The organism is Gimesia algae (assembly GCF_007746795.1).
Lineage (GTDB): Bacteria > Planctomycetota > Planctomycetia > Planctomycetales > Planctomycetaceae > Gimesia > Gimesia algae.
This window is the reverse complement of the sequence record NZ_CP036343.1, coordinates 4,227,830-4,250,321: the sequence shown is the minus strand read 5'-3', so window position 1 is coordinate 4,250,321 and position 22,492 is coordinate 4,227,830. Positions and strand designations below refer to the sequence as shown.

The 22,492-nt window shown below is 49.9% G+C and carries 18 protein-coding genes and 1 tRNA gene; 6 read left to right on the top strand and 13 right to left on the bottom strand.

The genetic code is table 11. The annotated features are described in order from the left end of the window. Positions 1-55: 55 nt before the first annotated feature. The 13 genes from Pan161_RS15810 to leuC form a co-directional block, all read right to left on the bottom strand. Complete coding sequence (locus tag Pan161_RS15810) at positions 56-1,030, bottom strand: DUF1559 domain-containing protein (protein WP_145228566.1); 975 nt, start codon at positions 1,028-1,030, stop codon at positions 56-58. A gap of 41 nt (positions 1,031-1,071) precedes the next feature. Further along, the gene (locus tag Pan161_RS15805) at positions 1,072-2,691 is read right to left on the bottom strand and encodes a LamG-like jellyroll fold domain-containing protein (protein WP_145228565.1); all 1,620 of its coding nucleotides are present in this window, start codon (positions 2,689-2,691) and stop codon (positions 1,072-1,074) included. Continuing rightward, complete coding sequence (locus Pan161_RS15800; protein WP_197995328.1) at positions 2,678-3,235, bottom strand: sigma-70 family RNA polymerase sigma factor; 558 nt, start codon at positions 3,233-3,235, stop codon at positions 2,678-2,680. The genes Pan161_RS15805 and Pan161_RS15800 overlap by 14 nt, the downstream gene beginning before the upstream one ends. 1,208 nt (positions 3,236-4,443) lie before the next feature. After that, positions 4,444-4,517 (bottom strand) — tRNA-Pro (locus Pan161_RS15795). A 308-nt stretch (positions 4,518-4,825) separates the two neighbouring features. Beyond that, positions 4,826-5,845: a tetratricopeptide repeat protein gene (locus Pan161_RS15790; protein ID WP_197995327.1), complete on the bottom strand. Its 1,020-nt coding sequence runs from the start codon at positions 5,843-5,845 to the stop codon at positions 4,826-4,828. Between the two features lie 308 nt (positions 5,846-6,153). After that, positions 6,154-8,541: a hypothetical protein gene (locus tag Pan161_RS15785; RefSeq protein ID WP_145228562.1), complete on the bottom strand. Its 2,388-nt coding sequence runs from the start codon at positions 8,539-8,541 to the stop codon at positions 6,154-6,156. Positions 8,542-8,707: 166 nt separating this feature from the next. After that, positions 8,708-9,544 (bottom strand): DUF1573 domain-containing protein, encoded by an 837-nt coding sequence (locus Pan161_RS15780; RefSeq protein ID WP_145228561.1) that lies wholly within the window; start codon positions 9,542-9,544, stop codon positions 8,708-8,710. A gap of 108 nt (positions 9,545-9,652) precedes the next feature. Continuing rightward, a complete protein-coding gene (locus tag Pan161_RS15775; protein WP_145228560.1) occupies positions 9,653-10,951 on the bottom strand; it encodes an MFS transporter in 1,299 nt (432 codons plus the stop codon). A gap of 134 nt (positions 10,952-11,085) precedes the next feature. Then, positions 11,086-12,633, bottom strand: coding sequence for a Gfo/Idh/MocA family protein (locus Pan161_RS15770; protein ID WP_145228559.1), 1,548 nt, complete (start codon positions 12,631-12,633; stop codon positions 11,086-11,088). 124 nt (positions 12,634-12,757) lie between these two features. Next, positions 12,758-13,999, bottom strand: a complete 1,242-nt coding sequence (locus Pan161_RS15765) for a DoxX family protein (RefSeq protein WP_145228558.1) — start codon at positions 13,997-13,999, stop codon at positions 12,758-12,760. A 276-nt stretch (positions 14,000-14,275) separates the two neighbouring features. Continuing rightward, positions 14,276-15,382 carry an FAD:protein FMN transferase gene (locus Pan161_RS15760; protein WP_145228557.1) on the bottom strand — a complete coding sequence of 369 codons (1,107 nt, stop codon included), beginning with the start codon at positions 15,380-15,382 and terminating at the stop codon, positions 14,276-14,278. A 93-nt stretch (positions 15,383-15,475) separates the two neighbouring features. Further along, complete coding sequence (gene leuD / locus Pan161_RS15755) at positions 15,476-16,066, bottom strand: 3-isopropylmalate dehydratase small subunit (RefSeq protein WP_145228556.1); 591 nt, start codon at positions 16,064-16,066, stop codon at positions 15,476-15,478. A gap of 60 nt (positions 16,067-16,126) precedes the next feature. After that, positions 16,127-17,548: a 3-isopropylmalate dehydratase large subunit gene (gene leuC / locus Pan161_RS15750; protein WP_145228555.1), complete on the bottom strand. Its 1,422-nt coding sequence runs from the start codon at positions 17,546-17,548 to the stop codon at positions 16,127-16,129. Positions 17,549-18,175: 627 nt separating this feature from the next. Between leuC and ffh the strand changes: the two genes are divergently transcribed. The 6 genes from ffh to Pan161_RS15720 all read left to right on the top strand — a co-directional run bounded on the left by ffh (position 18,176) and on the right by Pan161_RS15720 (position 22,434). Continuing rightward, complete coding sequence (ffh, locus tag Pan161_RS15745; protein WP_145228554.1) at positions 18,176-19,654, top strand: signal recognition particle protein; 1,479 nt, start codon at positions 18,176-18,178, stop codon at positions 19,652-19,654. Positions 19,655-19,749: 95 nt separating this feature from the next. Beyond that, positions 19,750-20,121 (top strand): 30S ribosomal protein S16, encoded by a 372-nt coding sequence (rpsP, locus tag Pan161_RS15740; protein ID WP_197995326.1) that lies wholly within the window; start codon positions 19,750-19,752, stop codon positions 20,119-20,121. A gap of 43 nt (positions 20,122-20,164) precedes the next feature. Then, the gene (trmD, locus tag Pan161_RS15735; RefSeq protein WP_145228553.1) at positions 20,165-20,866 is read left to right on the top strand and encodes a tRNA (guanosine(37)-N1)-methyltransferase TrmD; all 702 of its coding nucleotides are present in this window, start codon (positions 20,165-20,167) and stop codon (positions 20,864-20,866) included. Between the two features lie 75 nt (positions 20,867-20,941). Continuing rightward, the gene (gene rplS, locus Pan161_RS15730; RefSeq protein WP_145228552.1) at positions 20,942-21,307 is read left to right on the top strand and encodes a 50S ribosomal protein L19; all 366 of its coding nucleotides are present in this window, start codon (positions 20,942-20,944) and stop codon (positions 21,305-21,307) included. A gap of 107 nt (positions 21,308-21,414) precedes the next feature. Next, positions 21,415-21,813, top strand: a complete 399-nt coding sequence (locus tag Pan161_RS15725) for a YraN family protein (RefSeq protein WP_145228551.1) — start codon at positions 21,415-21,417, stop codon at positions 21,811-21,813. Between the two features lie 177 nt (positions 21,814-21,990). Beyond that, a complete protein-coding gene (locus Pan161_RS15720) occupies positions 21,991-22,434 on the top strand; it encodes a RidA family protein (protein WP_145228550.1) in 444 nt (147 codons plus the stop codon). Positions 22,435-22,492 lie beyond the last annotated feature (58 nt).

Here is a 22,492-nt window from a genome sequence, read left to right as displayed (position 1 = left end):
GCTTTTTCTTCTGTTTAGAGATATTTGAATGGAATTATGATTTATGGAGACTTTCTTAGAACTCACCAATGACTTCACCATCATTGCGGGCACATAATTGTGTCAGTGTTGTAAAGTCGATATTCTCTGATATAAATCGGACAGCGCCATCGGCGAGAGCGACGTGAACACCACCGGTGTGAAAAGAATTGATAATCGTATTACCGTCATAGGAGTTGTCCGCTCCTGAAGGAGCTCCCGATTTCCAGCTGCTGTTAATAGGGTATCTAACCGAAGTTGTACCCGCCCCATAAAATTTTCCATCCGAACCTGTCACCTTGGAAGGCTTGGTGTGGTTACTGGCCATTCCGTACCAGCCGCCATGATAATTGGCTCGCATATCTGTGTTGTTGACCAGCCCTGACTGTTCGGCAGTAATGATGGTATTCGACGATCCATCAGTCACATCTCGAATGCGAAACACACTGTGTGGTGCGAGCAATCCGTTATCACAATAATAATTCAAGCCATAGGTGGTGGAAGAGCCACAGGCGGTTGCGCCGCCGGGAGCCGGATGGGCACCAGCAATACCTGCGTAATCGATTCTCATCCCCTGGAGCGTGTTGTCATTAGCATCTGAGACGGTGCCCGAAGACGCCATTTCGTGTGTGCTTGAAGGACAGCGATAATTAGCAACTCTGAGTGTTCTGAGAACATCGAGATTCGAATAATCATTCCCTTTGAAATTGCCTGTTTCAAAATCGATCAGATTGTAAGCAGGTGCCTGATCAATATACGGCAGTAAAGCGGCTCGCCAGTTTGGTCCATTCAACCCCCGTGCGCCAATGGGAAACGTACTGAAGGCATCATGATAGTTGTGCAGCGCCAGGCCGATCTGTTTCATATTGTTTTTACACGAACTTCGTCGTGCTGCTTCACGCGCCTGCTGTACTGCTGGCAATAGCAAGGCAATGAGGATGGCAATGATAGCAATTACAACCAGCAGTTCAATCAGAGTAAATCCTTGTCGTCGAATGTCTTTTGTTTTCATAAGTCACCTCCAAATTAAATCACAAAAAATAATGACCGCGCCTATTCTTGAAATGCCGACAGCGCGAGTTGAGCATGAGAGCGGACAGCTTCTTCACTTAGTGCATTTTTATATAATGCCAGGTAATAAAGATTACCCATAAACTCCCGCACTGGGTTACGTTCGCCAAGTACGTGCATTCCCAGAACAAAATTAGAATTGGCAGAATCTGGTAATACCCGGTTTTCACTTTGATCAACCAGCTTGCCGTTGATGTAGATGTATGAGAATCCATTTCGCTGTACGATCGTAATGGGATAAATCTGATTCGCTTTGATGGGAATATTTGGACGAAGTTCAATCCCGCCATTGTCTGCAGCGGGAATTCGCAAATACCACCTGAGTGCAAAATTACTGGTTAGTCTGGGAGGATTGTATTCCCAATCCGTGAATTCAAGACCGATGTTGGTATTCAGATTTCCATTCAGTGCATGCATATGTATAATCGATTGTTGCTGATTCGTGGTGGGGGTCGATGCCAGCAGTTCGATAGTAAAATCACCCTCCAGTAGTGAATCCAGTTTCTGGCCCGATTGAAGATAGGTTCGTGAACTGGAAGAGAGCAGTTTTTTTCTGGTATCAGTATCCAGTGAGCCAGGGGCATCATTGATCTTTGGGTAACGTTCTGATAATTCTTTGACCCGTAATCTGATTTGGTCACCCGTCAAACTGTAAAAACTATTCTGATCATCCATATTGGCGCGCCAGTAAACATAGGCCTGATCACTCACAATGGCTTGATCTAACATTTCCAGGGCACTCTGCTTCTGATGAGCAGTCCAATGTGTGGGAAAGTGAGACTTTGGTATCTGGTAGGGAATTTTACGCAGCTCTTGACCACGTTCCGCAATCATGGACTGATTCGCGACTAATCGCTGGGGGACAAACCAGCCTTTTTTTGCTCGGGAGGCCAGTGTGACTTCGCCAGAGCTGATGTCAGCCTGTGTTTTTCCATCTCGATTGACGTTAAGCACAAACCGCGTTCCATAGTCTTTGAGCAATGCTGCGGGCGTTTCGACTGTAAACCCGAACGCTTTATCTGTCCCGACATAGGCATTCAATTGACCGTAATCGATAGAGAGAGAATTGTCTGTCAGCAATCTGAAAACACTGGGTCCCTGTATAATGACTTCTGCCCCTGAAGTGGATCGAACAGCCAGATTCCCACGCTCGAGTTTTACCTCCTGACCTGCTTTCAGCTCACGATTTACGGCAAACGACTCACCGACAAATTGCACATCCTCATCAATCTGAGTGATCACTGCCACTTTGGGGGGTAAATTAAACCAATATACGAGCATGCCGCAAAAAAGTATCATTGCGACCACTGCAGCAGCCATGACCGGTCGTCGATGGGAATATCCACTCTGGACCGCTGATGGAAACTGTCTGAATTCTAATAAATCATGCTCGCTTGAAACGGGAGACTGATTGGCAAGAATGGTTGCATGCAGATCAAGTCGAATGAAATACTCAACCCTCACATCAGACCGCGCTAGCAACAGTTCCTTAAGCTGCTCTGCCTCTTCCGGAGTAGAGGTTCCATCTATGAACCTGTCAATTAACGGTATAAAATCTGACGGCGAAACAAAATCAGCGGCAATCATATCAGCAGCCCCCATCCTGAGTCCTGCGTTTCAACCGCATGTCAATGCAACTGATCAGCTTGGCACGGATGCGATGCAGCGCTTTATAAAGCGCCGTGACTGTTCGCCCCAGCGACTTTGCAGCTCCAGAAACAGAGGAGTGTTCCACGTAACAGGAATTGAGTAGGTGTTTTTGAGACTGAGGAAGCCCTGCAATGCATTCCTGCATTGCTTCGCGACGCAGCTCCAGCAAATCCTCCGCAGCCAGCCGTTCAAATGAAAGTTTGGAAAGCAACTCATCATCCATTGCAAGATGAGTGGGCTTGCGGTTTCGGTGGTACTGCCGCACCACATTACGCGCAAACCCGATGCCCCATCGACAGAATTCCTGGTCCTGATCAAAGGTGCTAAATTTTCCCCACATCTGAATCACCGTCTCCTGCATCAAATCTTCCGCATCTTGACGATTCGGACTGAATGTGACGATGTAGGAAAACAGCCTTTGATAATCTCGAGTCAGATATTTAATGAACTCATAATTGAGTTCTCGCTCGGACCGCTGTTCCGGTGTGTCTTCCAATCTGTTACCAGGTGCTGAAAAATGTGTAAATATCTGTTTCATGGTCGAAGATTAACGTTTTTTATAAACATATTTTATTTAATAAATAACCTACCAGCTTATCTGCATAAACCCGGCTGGTCTTCCCGGTGTAATTTGAAAATTCTTTAATAATATTGAGAATAATTCAGTAAAACGTCTTTATAGCACTGGACACATACTAAAAATGAGATGCTGAGGGACGCAATGGCGCATCGCTCAGGCTTCAAGGCCAGCTGCCTCAAGAATGACCTTTTGTCCACAATGAAAGACCACTTAAGTTTTTCGCACAATTCTTTCCGCGACTCCGCTGAGAAGGAATTACGCTCCCCGTCTGCCCGGTAATTGGCTGGATCAAGTCCACACGCCAGTCAAGAGAATTGAGGTAGCAATTGACTGAAACTTCATTGTCACCACGCAGAAGCACCTGAAAGCAGATCACTTCACCAGCGGAGGCCTTCAAGTGAATACGCTGTCCATCGTACAGGGAATTATGTGTCCGATAATCTGGGGGGCAAGTTGCTCACGGCGCGACCCTCCCGGTCATACTTGTCAGTAACGGGAATCGCTCCACACCAGAAATGGGTAGCGTGGCAGCGGGCAGCGGACGCAATTTCGAGATACTGATTGGTGCGACTCTGAAGAGTTCATCCTTTACCTGGGCAGGTTGCGACTGCTGGCCCGTGCGGTTGACGCTAATCACTTCCACTGTATGAGGCCCCGAATTTTTAAGACTCTCTGGAAGATCGTGCAGAGTAATTGATTGCCTTCTGCCGGGATGAAACATGGGATGTTGTGACGACCCAGCTGGTATTCATCCACCAGAACTTTATAAGCAAGGCCGAGCCGCGGTGCCTGGAGAGTGAGTCGGGCGGATTTTCCGTCAACCGGAACCAGCTTCAAGACTGTTGGTGGAAGTGGAACGTCGTCAGAATGGTTATCAGTCTCGACTACCAGTGACGTGTCCCCACGAATGACACCAGTCACACGACTCAGTGTTCTGTTGTTTTCATGGCTGTTCTGCTCGTTTGTTGGAGTGGCACGGGAGCAGCCATTCTGGCCGGCTCAGCACATTGTAATTTTGCATGAAAAATTACAGAATAACGGACCACTTAACGGACCAGGGTGACCTGGTGGATAACGGACCAAAAATCGTTTTTGCAAGTCGTTAATACAAAAAAACTTAAAAGTCGGGATGACAAGATTTGAACTTGCGACCTCTGCGTCCCGAACGCAGCGCTCTACCAGGCTGAGCCACATCCCGCGGGACGTTTATTCTATCATGAGTCCAGGATGGGTCAACGCATCCGGGATGTCTGTGAGTAGAGATTTTGAACAGCATAGTATTCCCGCAGTCTTTCAACCATGGTGCATTAGACTGTGTCCAGTTTTACTGTAGCGTCTCCAGAGCCATTTAGACCGAGCATAATCGATTGAGAGACGCTATGGTTAAATGTGAATCGCTCTAGTGCTTTGTCAAGCTACAAATTGAGGGTTGGGGGTATTGTTTACGTGCTCCGTTGTCGCACTCTCGTGATATCTATCAACCCAAATTTTAAAAATGACACTCCACTAGTATGGTTGAACGATCGGGGTGCCTGCTGTGGCTGGTTCGGTCGGGAAGTGGGCTGGATCGACATTGATCGGTTCTGGAGAAGCGGTCATGTACGGAGTTCCCATTTGAATTGGTTGTCCCGTCATTCCCGGAGCTACCAGCATTGGCTGAGAGGTAACAACCTGGTTACTGTAGCCACCTGCCTGACTGATCTGCCCCGCATTCATCATGGCGACAGTACTTGTTGTTCCGCCTGTCGTATATGTCGGCAGCGGGTGTGTATAACTTGCCTGTGCCGTACGAGTTCGATATCGCAACAGGCTTCCATTCCCCATCGGGCCGTGTTCCCAGCCTTTTGCTACGATGCGATCCTGAGAGTTGCCAGTGTCATATGGTTTTTTTATGGAAGCAATACGGGATTGTACCTGAGGCTGATACCATTCTGAGTAGAGTGATTTCTCATACATGGCAATCGCTTCTTCCGAGCGACCCGTCTGCTGATAGACCTGTCCCAGGTGAGCTAAAACTTTGGGATGGTTCGGGTCTACATTTGCTGCTGCTTTGAGTGACTGTTCTGCACCATTGATGTCTCCCGACTGTTCTAGCAGCCAGGCCATTTCCAGGTGTGATTCGGCGATGTAAGGTTGGGTATCTCGCCAGGCAGTAATATGCTGAACAGCATCCTGCTGGCGTCCCTGGCTGATCATCAACTCAGCCAGGCCATGGTGTGAGGGCTGATGGGTCGGGTCTATTCGCAGCGCGTTCTGATATGTCTGTTCGGCCCCTGCCAGATTTCCTTCTTTCTCCATGGCTACTGCCAGATTATGGACATAATCCGGGTTGCTGGGATTGTCGGCGACTGCACGCGTGAATGACTCGCGGGCTTTGGCATATTCACCGCGTTGATAATATCCATTTCCCATTTCATTACTGGCAACGCCATGCATCGAATTACAGCCGGAAAGTGTGACAATTCCCAGTGAAAGTAGAATGGTCAGATTGCCGATAAATGAATATTTGATCCGGGTCAAGTGCATCGTGCACAGCTCCATCGTTTGTAAGCATGGTTCAGAGTCCTATTCTGAATTTCATGCTGTCGGAAAAATAGTTTGGATAGGGGAAGTAGATTTATGGTATTGAAAAGTCGATCAGGAAATGACTGGGAGAGAAGTGCGAGGAAGATAGCAGTCTGTGAGATTTGCAGCAAGAGGAGTTTTTCGATATCCCTTCAAAAATTCTGCGAAGACTGAGAAATGTCTCAAGACACAAGTCCCTGTTGAAGATGAAGATAGAACATCCCCAACAGGGAAAATCTGCTGTATAACCACTGGATCTCTCGTTACCATTACGGGAGGGCTGGTTTATCTGGCGAAGCCGGGGAAACTTCTTGAGGATCAAGTAATGAGCCATGCTTTTCAATGTGGGTGGACCAGCGCCGTGCAGTAGCCCGTCTTTGAGTTGGTGTCGCGATTGCTGAGTAATCGACTGAGCGTCCTGTTAACTGATTGATATGATTGAAAGCCAGTTCGCGAACTGCGACATTATTACTCTCAAGCCATTCTACTAGTCGGCCTGAGATAAACCGGTCTTGTGCATCTTCCTGCTGGAATCCCCAGAGCAGGCGTTCAATTATTTCTGCCATCTGAGGGGAGAACTGGCTTTGCAGGGATTCTGTCAGCAGTTTTCCATTTTCCGGGTCACGGAGCAGCCAGTTGCGGATGCCATTGATGGCAGCAATACGTGATTCATGGTGATCGACTTCATTAAGTACTTTCACCAGTTCCTGATAACGGTTTGTCAATGCCAGTGATTTGGTGGCCAGATCAGACACATTGGGTTTCAGGTCCTTGGAAATTGCCGGCATGGTGAGTGAAATGAGCTGGCCATCTTTCAGTTCTTTGGCGAAAGCGGCGATTAGACGGCGTGAGAGATATGAGTTGTCTTTGTAATCGGGTTCTACCCAGTGTGGCACACGCAGTGGTTTAGACCAGCCAGAGGGATTGATCAGGCCCTTGGCTCGATCTCTGGCTGACAGAGACATCCAGTGTCCGGCGTCGATCGTCTGGACTTTTCCTTTCCCGTCAGAAAAGCGAATCATGCCCGAGTAGACATACAGGATCCCTGAATAATTATCAGCGTCGGGAATCTGTCCTGGTGTATTGGGTTGAACTGGAACAATTTCAATGCCACACACACTGTCTCTGGTGACCAGGTCGATGCGCCAGAGTTCGTTGTTTACTTTGATTGACAGCACCGGGCCGGCTGCGTCTCTGGCATCATTCAAGCCACGGGATGCTTCAATACGGATGCGGCCTTCCTGGATCTGGAAACCCATGTCTGCGGCTTTATTTTTGCCAGTATACGTGACTGCCGTTCCAGGAAGAAGTACGACTTTGCAAAGTGCTTCGGGGATATTAATTCTAGCTGTAAACGGTTCGGGCGAGGCAATGGTTGTCCCAACCTGAATCGGGCTGACCTTGGATAGTATTACCCAGTCGTTTTTATCAGCCAGCTCATGTTTTTTATCAACCTGTTCCAGAAAGTAGCCGTCCTCCGACTCAATCTGCGCTGCTGGTGCCTGTTCCGCGACATCAGCCATTTCGATTTTCGGTGGAGCGGGCGCTGGTGCCTTACTGTTGCTGGCTTTCATGGCAACGGTTTTACCATCAGTCGTAAGGGGTTCAGATGGTTCTGCCTGTGCCGATTGTGGCTGTGGTTCGTTAGTGGCAGGAATCGGCAGAGGTTCCGTTACCGGAGGCGTTGCTGGAACCGGCCCGGTTGTGGATGCTGCTGTTGCAGCGTCTGCCGGTGGTGGGGGATCAAATGCCGGAGGTTTGGTATTCATTGCTACCGCTTCACCTGCCGGTTCATTTTTCTCCGGAGATGAAACGGGTGGCTTCTCACCTGGCTCTTTTTTTGGTGTGGGAACAGCGGGAGAACTCGATTCGGGAGTCATTTCCTGCTTATGGATTGTTTGGGACGGTCCCAGATCTACTTCCAGGTTCTCTACGGAATTGTTGGCCATCTGGTCTGATTTGTCACCGCCGGAAAAAATAGGCGGAAAGTAGGTACTGTCGCTGAAGAACAGGCCTGCCCAAACCACGGCGGCCAGTAGGACCAGAAAGTAGGGTGTCACCCGTTTCCAGAGCGGTTTGGTTTTGAGATAATCTGGTATGCGCGAAGAGAAGGGTTCGGGTTCTTCTGCCGGCATCGGCTGTTGTTTGACAGGTGTCGGGTTCCGCAAAGGGGCTGCAGAAGGATGCTGTACTGTCGTCTCTGAGGTAGGAGCGGATGCGTGAGGCAAGGGTGTTGCACCAGCTGTGTCAGCCTCTATCTGAGCGCCTGCAGGAGCCGGTCCCAAAGCGTAAATACGATCTCTGGTGTCCGGGTTGATAGTGGCGGGCTCGCCTAAAACCAGTGTTAAAATCTGATGTGAGGCAGCCACTTCTACAAGATTGACATCCGAATTCAGACAGATTTTTTCTACGTCGGCGACGCTTTCCGGCGTGAGTGTATTGTCCAGATATTCTGCTACGGTATTCGGATCAGGATTTGAACCGGGACCTTCAACTTCAGGAGCCGTCAGACGACGCCTGCGTAATACGTCCTTGATACGTTCGACCAGCGAGGAAGCATAGCTGCTTTCTTCCAGTTTCTGGCCGATCTCTTTGATTTGAGAAGGTTCGAGGACATCATCGAGATAGGCAATCAGGGTTCGCAGTGTTAAACGCATACAGCACCATTGTAGGAAAGAGGATTGTGGGGAGATCCGCAAAGTACGGTTTCTCTACCCTTAAATAGTGGGGCTGAAGGGTACTTCCCGTACAAAAAATGAGTCAAAAATCCTAAAAAGAGAGAATTTTGATTCACAAGTCATCGCGGAGCTGGAAGCGGTTACCCTAATTGGCGTTAGGTGAAACAGGCAGATTCTGCAGGGCTGTTTTCTGATCAGGGCCCTGAATGATAACCGGGACATAGAGTTCCGGGAAATCGGGGTCATTGGTTTTGATGACGATCATCCCGTTATGTTTTCCCGGAGGCACCAGGTTCTCCACAATGACTTCCAGTTTCTGGGAGGTGACCCCTTTATCGAGCTCCCGTTCTGCCAGTTTTACTGTGGCGTATTTGGAAGTACTTTCGACGCTGGTGATTTCAAAATCCTTACCACCTCGATAGTCGGAAACGGTCAGTGGATGAATGGTGCGACCTGGTGTGAACTGGTAGATCACCAGTGCTTTCGGTTTGACGACCAGCCTGCGAACAGGCAATTCCAGTTTAAATGTCAGGCGAGTGGAACGTTCCTGCGTGTCTTCATATTTGAAGTCAACGAAGTATTCTTTAGGGCCCGGTGATTCACTGGCTGTTTCCATTTTCAGTTGAAATTCGCCGGATTCATTCGGTGCGTAGACTTTTTTCTCCAAGCGTGGTTTGAGGCAACCACAACTGGGGACAAGTTCTGTGACAGTCACGGTATGTTCACTCAGGTTTTTAAACCGGAAACGAGCCCCGACAACCCGGGCTGTTTCTTTGACCATACGGGCATCAACCAGGTAAGTTTCAAACGCCAACGCCGGTTTTGCTTCTGCTGCCAGTGATTGCTGCACGCGTGAGCCAGACCAGTGCGCGAAACTGGCAGTAATAAAGGGGGTAACAGCCAAAGCCAACAGAATACTGCGGGACCAGTTTGATTTGAAAATATTAGCGCGCATCGCATCTGTGCCCGTTTGTGTGTGCATTATATGGTTTCAACTTAAACATCGCATATCATTAACACAAACAAAAAAACAGAGCAAGACCGGGTTATCACAGGTGATCGAGCGTGCTGTAATAGACCAGGGCACAAGCTATGTTTCAACTGGTGTTGAGATTTCGGACCCTGTTTCATTGTCAGTCGAACCTGATTTTAAGACGGACATCAGGATCAGTCCGAGTAACATGATCCCGGCACCCACCCAATAGGGTGCAGTAATGCTGCCTGTGATCAGCCCTCCCTTGGTTCCCTTAAACAGAATGATTCCCGCGAGTGGCCCAAGAATCCGGGCCAAGGCAGAAATGCTCTGGCCGACGCCGAGAATTCCCCCCTGTTCTTCATCTGAAGTATTCAGAGAGAGCAGTGACTGCAGTGAAGGTGTGGTGGCAGAAAAACCAATCACTGAAATGGGGAGTACGGCATACAGCATTGTGTAGGAACCGGAAGTTCCAGCTACGCCGATCAGCATCAAGCCAGCGACCATCAGGACGATTCCAATGAGTCCCATGCGATATTCACCCAGTCTGGGAATCAGTCGTCTGACCAGAATTCCCTGGCTGAGAGTTAAGATGAAACCGATGTAAGCAAAAATGAAAAAGTTGCTGCGGGCAGCGAATCCAAGTTCTTGAGTCAGCAGAGAAAGGGTGGATTCAAATTGAGCAAACGCGAAGGTGGTCAGAAAGATTGCCAGCAGGATCAGCCCGATACGCGGTTGTGCCAAGGCATGACGAAAACTGGCGATATCGAACCAGTGATGACGTTTGGCAAGGGAATCGGTCGATTTTTTTGTCAGGGATTCAGGCAGAATGAAAATCGAGAGCAGAGCAGCCATTCCAGACAGTACACATGCGACATAGCCAGGTGCAGCGCTGGGTGCGGCGCCTGTTTCTGCCGAAACGAAAGCGGCACCAATCAGAGGGCCGAATGTAAAGCCGATACCAAAGGCGGCTCCAATCAAGGCCATCCCTTTTCCACGCTCTTTCGGGCCGGTGATGTCTGCGATATAAGCCTGCGCGGTGGGGATCGTAGCGCCGGCGATTCCGGCACCGATCCTCGTGATGAATAACCAGGAGAGGGCATCAATCCCCAGGAACATACCGGTTTTGCCCAGAGAAGTCGCGAATCCGAACATACCATAAAAAAATGTTGATCCGAGCAAACCCAGGATCAGAATCGGGCGGCGTCCTACGCGGTCAGAAACCCGACCCCAGACGGGAGCAAACAGAAACTGCATGGCAGAAAAAGAGGCCATCAACAGTCCGAGTGTGGTACCACCTGCTTCAAAGTGCTCGCCGTAGCGAGGGAGTAACGGTAATACGATTCCAAAACCGAGCAGATCGATGAAGACCGTTACGAAGATGAGAAACAGGCCTGCCTTGCGTCCTTCCGACACGTGGTTCCCCTTTGCAGTGGATGCGATGACTATATTATTGCGATGACTATTTATAAAGAAACAATGCCGAGGAGTTTATTCCTCGGCATTGTGGAATCATGATCGAAATTGAGTCTGAATTCAATAGACTGCGATCAGGCCAGTTTGTCAGCAAAATCTGCTTCGGGTGTGGCCGGATTATCGGGATCAAACCATTCGGGCTTGAATTCAATGCGAACCTTATGTTTCATGGCCAGGTTGGATGTCAATGCCATGATGGCATCGGCCATCGCGACGGTTCCATTACATTTCAGGCCGCCATCTTTAGGCTCGCTGTGGTTGTCCGTTCGGATACAGTGGCAGAAATGTTCCATTTCTTCGGTGTATCCTCGGCTGATTTCATCTCCCATGGCTTTGGTTGTGTCTGAAGCAGCAGCAGAAGGAGCTGTCGTTTCATAGGCATCCAGAACCGGTCCACTGCCATCGCTGGATTTGATGACCCACAGACGCTGATCGGGCCCGCCCCCACCGGTAGAGGGGCTGGATTCCTTGAAGAGCAGCGCTTCTTTTTCTGTCTTCATAATCAGGGTCCCACGACTGCCGAGCACTGTTTCGCCGTAAGGTTCCCAGCGGTTGGTGTTGATTGAGGAGTAAGTCACAATGCAGATATCGCGGGGATTGGTTTCTGGATCGTAGTGAGGCCCCGGGAATTCAAAGGTGACATACACATGGTCGTCGATCTCGCGATCGTCTTCCTGTTTATCCTTGGAACCGATGCCTTTGACTCCGTAGAAGTTTTTGCCGCCATATCCCTGTACTGCCAATGGGTGAACTTTGCCCAGGAAGATGCTGCAGGCATCCAACTGGTGACTTCCCAGCTCGGCCATCAAACCACCGCCTGTTTTATTATACAGACGCCAGTTGATAAGTTCATCCATGTTGTCGTAGCCATACTCTTTGACTGTCTGGGCGAGCGCCGCTTTGTCTTCTTTGGGAACATCTTTACGCCAGCTGTCTCTGCCGGGGAAGCTGTTATTACGGTGCCACTGAGCACGAATGTGTCGGATGTCGCCCAGCAAACCGGTTTTTACAAGTTGATTTGCATTGTCATATAGCACGCTGTAGTGGCGTTGATGCCCTACAGCGAGCAGCAGGTTTTTCTCTTTTGCTTTCTTGATGAGCTGTTTACATTCAGTGATGTTGTGAGCCATCAGTTTTTCAGAGAGCACATGCAGCCCGGCGTCGAGCGCTGCCATGGCGATGGGAGCATGCTGGCTGAGAGGGACTGCAATCACAACTGCTTCCAGACCCAGCTCATTTTTTGCGGCGATCAGTTTATTATGATCATCGAACTGTTTGATTTTCGACGCTTTTTCCTGACCTAATTTGTTGATCAGGCCAACGCGGTGTTCATTGCCGTGACCGTGAAACGCTTTCTTACGGTTCGACGGACGCAGGTCGGCAATCGCGACAATTTCCATGTATTCAGGCGGATGCTGAGTGATCAGAACACTGCCTTCATCTCCTGTGCCGATGAAACCAACTTTGACTGGTTTCCCTTTGAGTTCTTCGTATCCAAAATAGGCAGCACCTAATCCGGTACCCGCTGCTGCTGCTGTCGTGAGGAAATCACGACGCGTAAAAGAAACGGCTTCGTTAAAGTTATCTTTGCCGATCTGTTCCTGTTCGGGAGTCAAATTCATTTCTTATTCTCCTGGTACGCAATGCGTAGCTGTGATCCGTAGAGAGTGATAATTGGGTTAATTATAGGCGGGAAACAAGGTCTTTGTTAGATGTACCTTTATTTCTTACGTCAATTGTACTGAATCAGTTGGTTTTGTTTGTCTTGTTTTTTTGACGATGGAAAAAACGGTAAACCAGTCCATCAATGCCGAACCAGGTTCCCGTAGGCAACGCGGCGATGGCCAGCAGTGCCAACACTTCAATCAGGTTCTTGTTGACGATAAAACTATGTTCAGGTCCCGGGACTGGAGGTACTCCCGGCCAGGGAGGCATGACCAGATAGAAGGAGAGTAGCATTCCTGCTGAAGCAAGTGCTGCGATCCGGGTACCGAAGCCAATCAGGAGTAGAACCCCCAATATTGTCAGACTGTAGATGGTCATCATGTTCACGCGATGGATCTGCGTGTTTTCGAGAGGAACCGGGCCTGCTGCCAGTTGTTCGGGAGTGAGCAATTTGCTGGCTTCCGATTCCATTTCATCTTCCATGGCCCGAATGGGGTTCACCAGGCTGGCTTTCATGCTCTGAATTTCCGACCAGATTTTATTGAGGTGATCCACTTTGTAATCTTGGTCAGCATTGGCAAGTCGCTGTTCATAGCGATCCAAGGCGATTTTGTATTGCTCGATTTTTCCGACGCGTTTCCCGTCGATTGTACCTTCCTGTTCGACGTCGATCTGTCCTGCCAATTCCGGATTGCCTCGCAGTGAAGCCTGCATCTTTTCGATGTAACTGAGTCGGGCAGAGCGGGCGTAGACTTTTTCAACTGCTTCGTAATACTCGCGATCGAGTGGAGTGCCCCCGGTTAATTTGCCATCCGGGCCTTTTTTGACAGGCACCATCTTCTGCAGACGCTGTTTTTCAGCAGGGGTGAGATGTGTTTCACCATTCACAATTAATCGTTTGCGTTTGGGGTCATACTCAATGACTTTTCCCAGGCTGCCATTGAATTCGACCTTGGGGGGTAAGGCGCTCAGTACTGCAGCAAACGAATCGCTGCCTTTGACCATCTGGTCTAACCGCGATTTCTGGGCGTCAGTCAGGTTTGGGTAGTGGTTCAGGAAACGCTGTTCCCAGTCCAGCCATTTCGCTTTGACCTTGTCTGCGTCAAGCCAGTTCAAGTCATTAGGGTCGCCGGTCATGTTTCGGAAATGGTCCCGAAATGGCCCTTTGGCATTATTAAGGTAACCAGCGGCAGTCCAGGGGCGATTGGAACTGAGCGTATCAATTTTCCAGAGGCCTTCGTAGAGCAGTTGCCAGCCGATACAGAGGCGTAAAATGACGATGAACAGGATAGCAATACCTGTAATTCTCTTTAAATCTTGCACTCGTAAACCCTCTTTTTTTCAGGGGATTTCTAATTCAGTAATCTGATTCAATATTTCAGTAATCTGATTCAATATGACGATTCTGGCGTGTTTCATTCCAATAAAGAATGAACGGCTATGGTTCGTACCCTGGCGTCTATGCCTCCTGAAAGAACATGAATTCTGAGTCAGATGACCCAGAACCAGCCGTCTTACCGCTCTCGGAAACGAGCAATCGTGACCAGAAAACGTGCGATCTACGAACCTGTTCTTCAGAGAATCCTTTATAACGACAAATCATTGTGACAACAATTGGTCGCGATCCAGGAACAGAAACTCATTCGGAATTCCACGAATTACCGGACTCAGTTTTCTGCCTTGGGCAGGGGGGGGAATTAAAATCGTACCCACCTGGGTATGCTTCTCGCAATACTCCAGTGCCTTTTCGATGCCGATTACGTAAAAAGCGGTGGAAAGGGCGTCCGCGAGGGCTGCATCAGGGGCAATAACCGTTACAGACAGTAATTCCGAGACCGGCCAGCCCGTGCGCGGGTCGAGGATATGTCCATAACGCTTCCCCTGATGTCGAAAATGCTGTACCGAAGAACCGCTGGTTGACATGGCACAATCCTGCAGCAGGATGGTGCCCAGTCGCTGGCTGGTGAAAAGCGGGTTCTTGATCCCCACAGGCCAGCCCGGTAGCCCGTTGTGAATTCCTGTGGCGAGAATACTGCTGAATCCACCATAAAACAGCCAGTGTTCCTGCTCTTCTGACTTCAGAAACTGACCGGCGAGATCCAGCGCATAACCTTTGCCGATGCCTCCCAGATTCAGTTCATTCTCTGGTGATTTGTATTGGATGGTTCCCGCGTCGTGATCGAACAGAAACTGATCGATGCCGGTATGCTGCAGGCAGGCGTCAATTTCCGGTTGTGTGGGAAGGCGTCCCTCCAGGCGACAATCACGCCACAATGCGATTAAGGGCCCCGAGGAAGGGTCAAACCCCCCCTCTGTATCCAGGCAGATCTGACGCGCGCGATCAAGAATCTCGAACAGGCGAAGGTCCATGGTGACAGGTCCCTCTGCGGCTGTGGCATTGACGCGCGATATCTCGCTGCTTTTACGGTAGACCGTCATGAGTTGTTCGTATTCATGAATCAGATCCAGCGCGTCTGAGGCACGCATGACCTGCTGGCTGGGCCCCGGATTCATGACCATCGCGAATTCCGTTGCCATCGCCCGGGTACTCAAGCGGATGGTGGAACCACCTGTTGGGGCCGCGAACTCTTCAGTTGACTGATTGAGATAATCGGCCAGATTATCGCCGGTATTCTCAATCGCCTGTTTCAGGATGCGTCCTGTCAGGAAATCGCGACGATTGCTGTTCGTTTTGTTCTCAGGCATGGGAGCACATTTAAATTTACAGTCAACGTTTGCCTGATTCGAGCAGTTCTCGCTCCCCTCTGTTAACAGCAGGGGAGCATCTGTGTCCGGTGCTCAGGCAAATGAAGTGAAGTAAGGAACGTCAGCCGCCCGTTCTTTGATTTCGGAGGTGCTTTTCAGCAGTTGCGCTAAAAAGTCATATGTACCTGAGATCAAGGCCGAACGTGCATTGTCAGGCAGGGTGCAGTCAAACTGCTGATCGCCACAGCTGATTTTCATAGTCAGCAGATCAACTGTGATTTCCTGCTTTGGATTCTGCTTGATGGCTTTGTCTAATGCTTCGAGGGCCTGGCGACTGGCACAGACGGCGGGTACTCCGAGAGAAGTACAGTTACCAAAAAAGATTTCCGCGTAGGATTCTGCAATAATCGCCTTAATGCCCCAGCGGATCAGCGACTGTGGTGCGTGTTCGCGAGAGGAACCACAACCAAAATTACGGCCGCCAACCAGGATGGAGGCATCCTGATATTCTGGTTTGTCGAAGGGATGCTCCGGATCCTGAATGCGGTCGTCTTCGAACGCATGCTCGCCGAGACCTTCGAATGTGACACAACGTAAAAAGCGGGCCGGGATGATCCGGTCGGTGTCGATATCGTCCAGTAAAAGCGGAATTCCCGTTCCGGTAATGTTTTCTACTTTATTCATGGGTCTGTTCTTTTGATCTATGCAATCGAATTTATTTTGTCAGTTAGATTATGTAACGAGTTAGACCGCTGCGGGGCTGAGGAGTTCCCGTACGTCGGTGACACAGCCATTGATGGCTGCTGCAGCGACCATGGTCGGGCTCATTAACAGGGTACGGCCGGTGGGACTTCCCTGGCGACCTTTGAAGTTACGGTTACTGGAGGAGGCACACAGTTCGTTTCCAACGAGTTTGTCCGGATTCATAGCCAGGCACATTGAACAGCCTGCTTCACGCCATTCAAAGCCGGCATCGGAAAAGATTTTGTCCAGACCTTCTTCGATCGCCTGCTTGCGTACCAGTTGTGATCCGGGGACAACCAGTGCCCGCACATGTTCGGCGACATGGCGCCCTTCAACGACTTTCGCTGCTTCACGCAGGTCGGAAATTCGGGAATTGGTACAGGAACCGATAAAGGCGACATCGATCTTTTGCCCCTTGATGGGCTGGTTTTCTTCCAGTTCCATGTAGCGGAACGCTTCTTTGATCAGCGTCTGCTCATCAGCGGGATAGCTGGAAATGGGGGCCAGGTTTTCAGAGACGCCGACAGATTGAGCGGGAGTGATGCCCCAGGTGACTGTGGGTTCGATGTCAGCGGCATCAAATTCCACGACATCGTCGAATTTGGCGTCGGGCCCGGAAGCCAGGCCGAGCCACCATTCGGCGGCTTTGTCAAAGGCGGCTCCCTGTGGGGAATTGGGACGGCCTTTCAGATAATCGACTGTCGTCTGGTCGGGATTGATATATCCGCAGCGAGCCCCCCCTTCGATACTCATGTTGCAGACTGTCATGCGTTCTTCCATCGACATGCGATCGAAAACTTCGCCTGCATATTCATAGGCGTAACCCACGCCTCCCTGGACACCCAGTTTGCGGATGATGTGCAGTGTCACGTCTTTGGCAGTCACGCCAGGACCCAGTTCGCCATTAACGACAACCTGACGGACTTTAGGGCGTCCCAAAGCCATGGTCTGAGTAGCCAGCACGTGTGCGACCTGGCTGGTTCCAATTCCCAAGGCAATCGAGCCGAAGGCACCGTGTGTACTAGTGTGGCTGTCACCGCAGACAATGGTCATACCGGGCTGTGTGAGTCCCTGCTCAGGGCCGACGACGTGTACGATTCCCTGACGGATATCATCAACATCCAGCAGTGTGACGCCAAACTCACGGCAATTTTTTTCGATGGCGGACATCATTTCTTCCGCCAGCAGATCGGCAAAGGGACGTGCCTGATTTTGAGTCGGTACGATATGGTCCACCGTAGCAATCGTGCGTTCGGGGAACAGCACTTTCAGTCCTCGATCACGCAGCATTTCAAACGCCTGCGGGCTGGTGACTTCATGAATCAGGTGTAAGCCGATCAGCAACTGATCCTGCCCGGATTCAAGAGTTTTGACGCAGTGTAAGTCCCAGACTTTATCAAACAGATTTTTTGTGTTACTCATCTTTTTCTTTGTTTCGTTCAACTCAAATATGCAGTGACAGAGGGATAACAGGCTTTGTAAGCAGACGGAAACCGGCGTGTCCCAGATGACACGCTGGCAAGTGCATGGGTCTTCTGAACTCATGGTCACATGGTTTTACAGGTCAGAAAACGTGATCAGAAACCTTACACAAAATAGACAGTAAATATAAGGTTTCCGAGCGTGGCAAATCCAAAAAACTCCAGCCAGAGTGGTGGAAATCACAGTTAAACCGAAGAATCCTGTGCTTCTGCCGGGGTTGAGTGATGACATTATTGCAAGATTGTCTGCTTTCTCCACTACATTGTAGGAATTTTGCTGAGTAAATGGGACAAGAATTTTAAAAAGGAGTGCTGGAACCGTTGTGTATTGTTCAGTCAGCTTTTAAACTCCACGACTTGATGCAAGTTATTGCCTCATCATAACTTTGAGAACACTGACAACGACGGGGAAGCAGGCGACATGCCTTAACCTGCTGTCGTTGTTCGGCTTAGGTTCCGGTTTTGCGCTCAGGTTCCATTGTGAATGAGCTGTGGTGAAGCAGATATGTCTGGCATCCCCAGTAGAAAAATAAATTCGATTTAGTTCTTAACGGTCTGGTTTTTTAACGTGTTTGAAGGTTTAACGTCCAATCTGAAAACTGCACTCAGCGGTCTTGCCCGTGGTGGAAAACTCACCGAAGGCAATATCAGGGACGGGTTGCGCGAAGTACGACAGGCTTTACTGGAAGCAGACGTTAATTACGAAATTGCCACCAGCTTTATTGAACGGGTCACCGAGCAGTCGGTTGGTGAAAAAGTTCTCAAGTCCATTCGACCCGATGAGCAGATCGTCGGTATTGTTCATCAGGAACTGATCAATCTGATGGGGCCCGTCGAGCCTGGTTTTACATACAGGCCGACTGGTATCACAGTTATCATGATGTGCGGCCTGCAGGGGAGCGGTAAAACGACCACCTGTGGAAAGCTGGCACGCCTGCTGAAGGAACAGGGGCGCAAGCCAATGCTGGTCGCAGCCGACCTGCAGCGTCCTGCGGCGATTGAGCAGTTGAAAGTGATTGCCGGCCAGGTCGACGTTCCCGTACATGCGGAAGCGCCGCAAGGCAATAACGCGGTCAAAGTCTGTCAGAACGGGTTGACCCAGGCGAAAAAGCTGGGCAATATTGACACCGTCATTCTGGACACCGCCGGTCGTCTCCACATTGACGAAGACCTGATGAAAGAGCTGGAGCAGATTGAACGCAAGCTTCAGCCTGATCAGGTGATCTTCGCCTGTGATGCGATGACAGGGCAAGACGCTGTCAACAGTGCGAAAGCATTCAATGAGGCGCTGGAACTGGATGGCGTCATCCTGACCAAGCTGGACGGAGACACGCGTGGCGGGGCTGCGTTAAGTGTCAAAGAAGTTACCGGCGTACCAATCAAGTTTATTGGTGTCGGCGAAGCTTTGGACCGTCTGGAGCCGTTCCACCCTGACCGGATGGCGGGACGTATCCTGGGGATGGGCGATGTTGTCTCCCTGGTGGAGAAGGCACAAGAACAGTTTAATGAAGAAGAAGCCGCTGATCTGCAGAACCGGATGGCTTCAGGAAAATTCAGCCTGAATGACTTCCAGAAGCAAATGGCGACCATTCGTAAGATGGGACCGATGCGGGAAATCATGAAAATGATTCCCGGCATGGGCGGTCTGATGGATACGAATCCGGATGTGGATCCTGGTTCAGAAATGAAGCGGATCGACGCGATCATCAGTTCGATGACGCCGGCAGAACGGGAAGAACCCGGCCTGATCGATCACAGCCGCCGTCGTCGCATTGCGTTGGGAAGTGGATCTGATCCTTCGGATATCAGTCGACTGATCAAAGATTTCAATAACATGGCGGGCATGATGCAAAAAATGGCCGGCATGGGTATGCGTGACAAGATGAAAGCCATGCGGGAACTGTCATCGGGAGCCATGATGGATCCGATGGGAGGCATGAGCAATAAAAAAGAACGCAGCAAACGGGGTGGCGACCCAATGAAGCTGCGAGAGAAAAAGAAAAAAGATCGTAAAAACAAGAAGAAGCAGCGAAAGAAAAACCGTTAGTCGGACTGACGGTAAGCGCTGTGTTCGAGTCAGAGTCTCTTACAACATTTTGTATCTTCCATAAGATTAGAGTTAGTTACCTAAAGGAGAATTTAGTGGCAGTTCGTATTCGTATGAAAAGAATGGGACGTAAGCATCGCCCCTTCTATCGTATTTGTGTAATGGATTCACGCAAACAACGTGATGGTGCAGCAATTGAAGAAATCGGTACTTATGATACTTCAGTAGCCGATAAGTCAAAACGCGTCGAAATCAACATGGAACGCGTAGACTACTGGATGTCTGTAGGTGCAAAGCCTTCGGAAAACGTGGCTACACTCATCAAGAAGGTCAAGAAAAATAAATTTGGTACAGCGGCTGCTCCGGCACCTCTGACTGCTCCTAAAGAGCCTGCTCCCGAGCCGGAACCAGAAGCTGAAGAAGCAACAGAAGAAGCTGCTGCAGAAGAAACCCCCTCAGAAGAGTAATTTTCTGAGTCGTTTTGAAACAGTTTCGCTCTGAGAGAGCTTTATGCGATTTGATATTCTGACTTTGTTTCCCGAACTGTTTGACAGCTATCTGGAACAGGGCCTGCTCAAGCGGGCCATCCAGAATCAACTGGTTGAGATTCAACGTTGGAATTTTCGAGACTGGGCCACAGACAAACACGCCTCGGTAGATGATCGCCCTTATGGTGGCGGGCCGGGAATGCTGATTGGCTGTGACACGGTGTTTCAATGTGTAGAACACGTTCAGAAAGTCATTCCTGAGCCGGGTAAACTGATCATGTTAACCCCCCAGGGGCGGACATTAAATCAAAGCCTGGCACAGGAATTATCGAAAGAACGACAACTGACTTTGCTTTGTGGAAGATACGAAGGGTTCGACGAACGAATCCGCATTGGTCTTGAGCCAATGGAAATATCGGCGGGTGACTTCATTACCAATGGAGGGGAAGTCCCGGCCATGTTAATTATTGAGACTGTGATCCGGTTAATACCGGGAGTACTGGGTGATGAAAGCAGTGCCAAATACGATTCCTTTTCCGAATCGGGGCTGCTGGAATATCCGCAGTACACGCGGCCTCAAAACTTTCGTGGAATGGAAGTTCCGGAAGTGTTGTTAAGTGGAAACCATCAGGAGATAGCCCGCTGGCGTCATGAGCAGAGCCTGTTGCGAACTCGTGAACGACGCAGTGATCTGTTAACTGAATCGGAATCAAATTCAACTTAAACCAGATATTGTAAACAGTGCATTAGAGGTGTCCTTGTCAGGGCTCCGGAGAATGTACCAAGAGGACTTTGAGTCATGCAGGAATTATTGAAAAAAGTAGAAGCGTCCAGCCTTCGCGAAGAGCCACTTCAGTTTGAAATCGGCGATACCGTTGATGTGCACACACGAATCCAGGAAGGTGACAAAGAGCGCATCCAGATTTTCAGTGGCGTGATTATCGCCAGCCGCGGTGGTGGAACACGTGAAAACTTCACAGTGCGTCGCATCGTTGCCGGTGAAGGGGTCGAGCGGATTTTTCCCGTGAATTCACCTAAAATCGCCAAGCTGGAAATCAAACGACATGGTCGTGTCCGTCGCGCCAAGTTGTACTACCTGCGTGACCGCGTTGGTAAAGCAACTCGCCTGACCGAACGTCGTGCCAAAGTCAAAGACGCCGAGTAACATCGAAAATGCAGCAGGAGCACTGGGCCTGTTCCGGTGCTCCTGAATCAGTTGCCCGATGCGCTTTAGAGATGGGGCGACTTCACCCCTGTTGACGGTATTCGAACATGGCTGGAAAATGGCTCAGTCGATTACTGGGAGATAAAGGCGAACGCGCAGCAGTTCGCTTTTTGAAGCAGTTGGGGTATTCGATCATTGCGAGGCAATACAGGACGGATCATGGTGAAATCGATGTGATCGCACTCGATGGCGAAACGGTCGTTTTTATCGAAGTCAAAACCCGCAAGAGCGATGCGAAAGGCCAGCCCTTTGAGGCGGTCACCCTGCAGAAACAGAAACAACTGACCCGTCTGGCAGGTGTTTTTCTAAAAAAGCAGCAGTTGTTGTCGCAGCCGGCACGGTTTGATGTTATCTCGATTTTGTGGAGTTCCGACCAGTCGCAACCGGAAATACGGCATTTTAAGAACGCGTTCGCTCCTTCTGGCGAGTTTCAGTTTTTTACGTAATCCCACAGGATTGTAATCTTCTGACGATCCTTCTACATTGGCTCTGTCCACGCTGGCAGATGCGCTTTCAGTCAAGAGTTTGTGATCTTGAGTGGCTGCATCCAGGCGTTGTTGACACGGTGAATGCGGTCACTGACTGGTTGTTTGAGAAACTGTTTGCATCTGAAGGAGTCGAGTATGTCTGTTGAGCAAAAAGCGGCTGAGTTAGGTCTGGTTTTTGAACCGATTGAACCCGGATATCTAAATCTCTGCATCCGTAGCGGTAATCTGCTGATGACATCGGGGCATGTCAGCGATCAGAAAGGCCGACTGGGGGAAAATGTATCAGTGGAAGAAGGTCAGGCAGCTGCCCGCGACTGTGCGATCAAGATTCTGCGCTCAGTACGTGATGAGCATGGCTCTCTGGACGGTTTGAAGGTCGTCAAGCTGCTGGGCTGCGTGAACTCGACACCCGATTTCACAGACCAGCATCTGGTAATTAACGGTGCCTCGGACCTGTTTCATGATCTATATGGCAAAACCGGCGACGGCTATCATGCCCGTAGTGCCTTGGGTTTCGCCGCATTGCCGACAGGTGTTGCCGTTGAGATTGAGGCGGTTTTTGAGATCAAAGATGCCTGAAACCATCGGGAGACTGCCGATCAGGGAGTTTAGCGACTTTGAGCTGGAAGTATCAGAG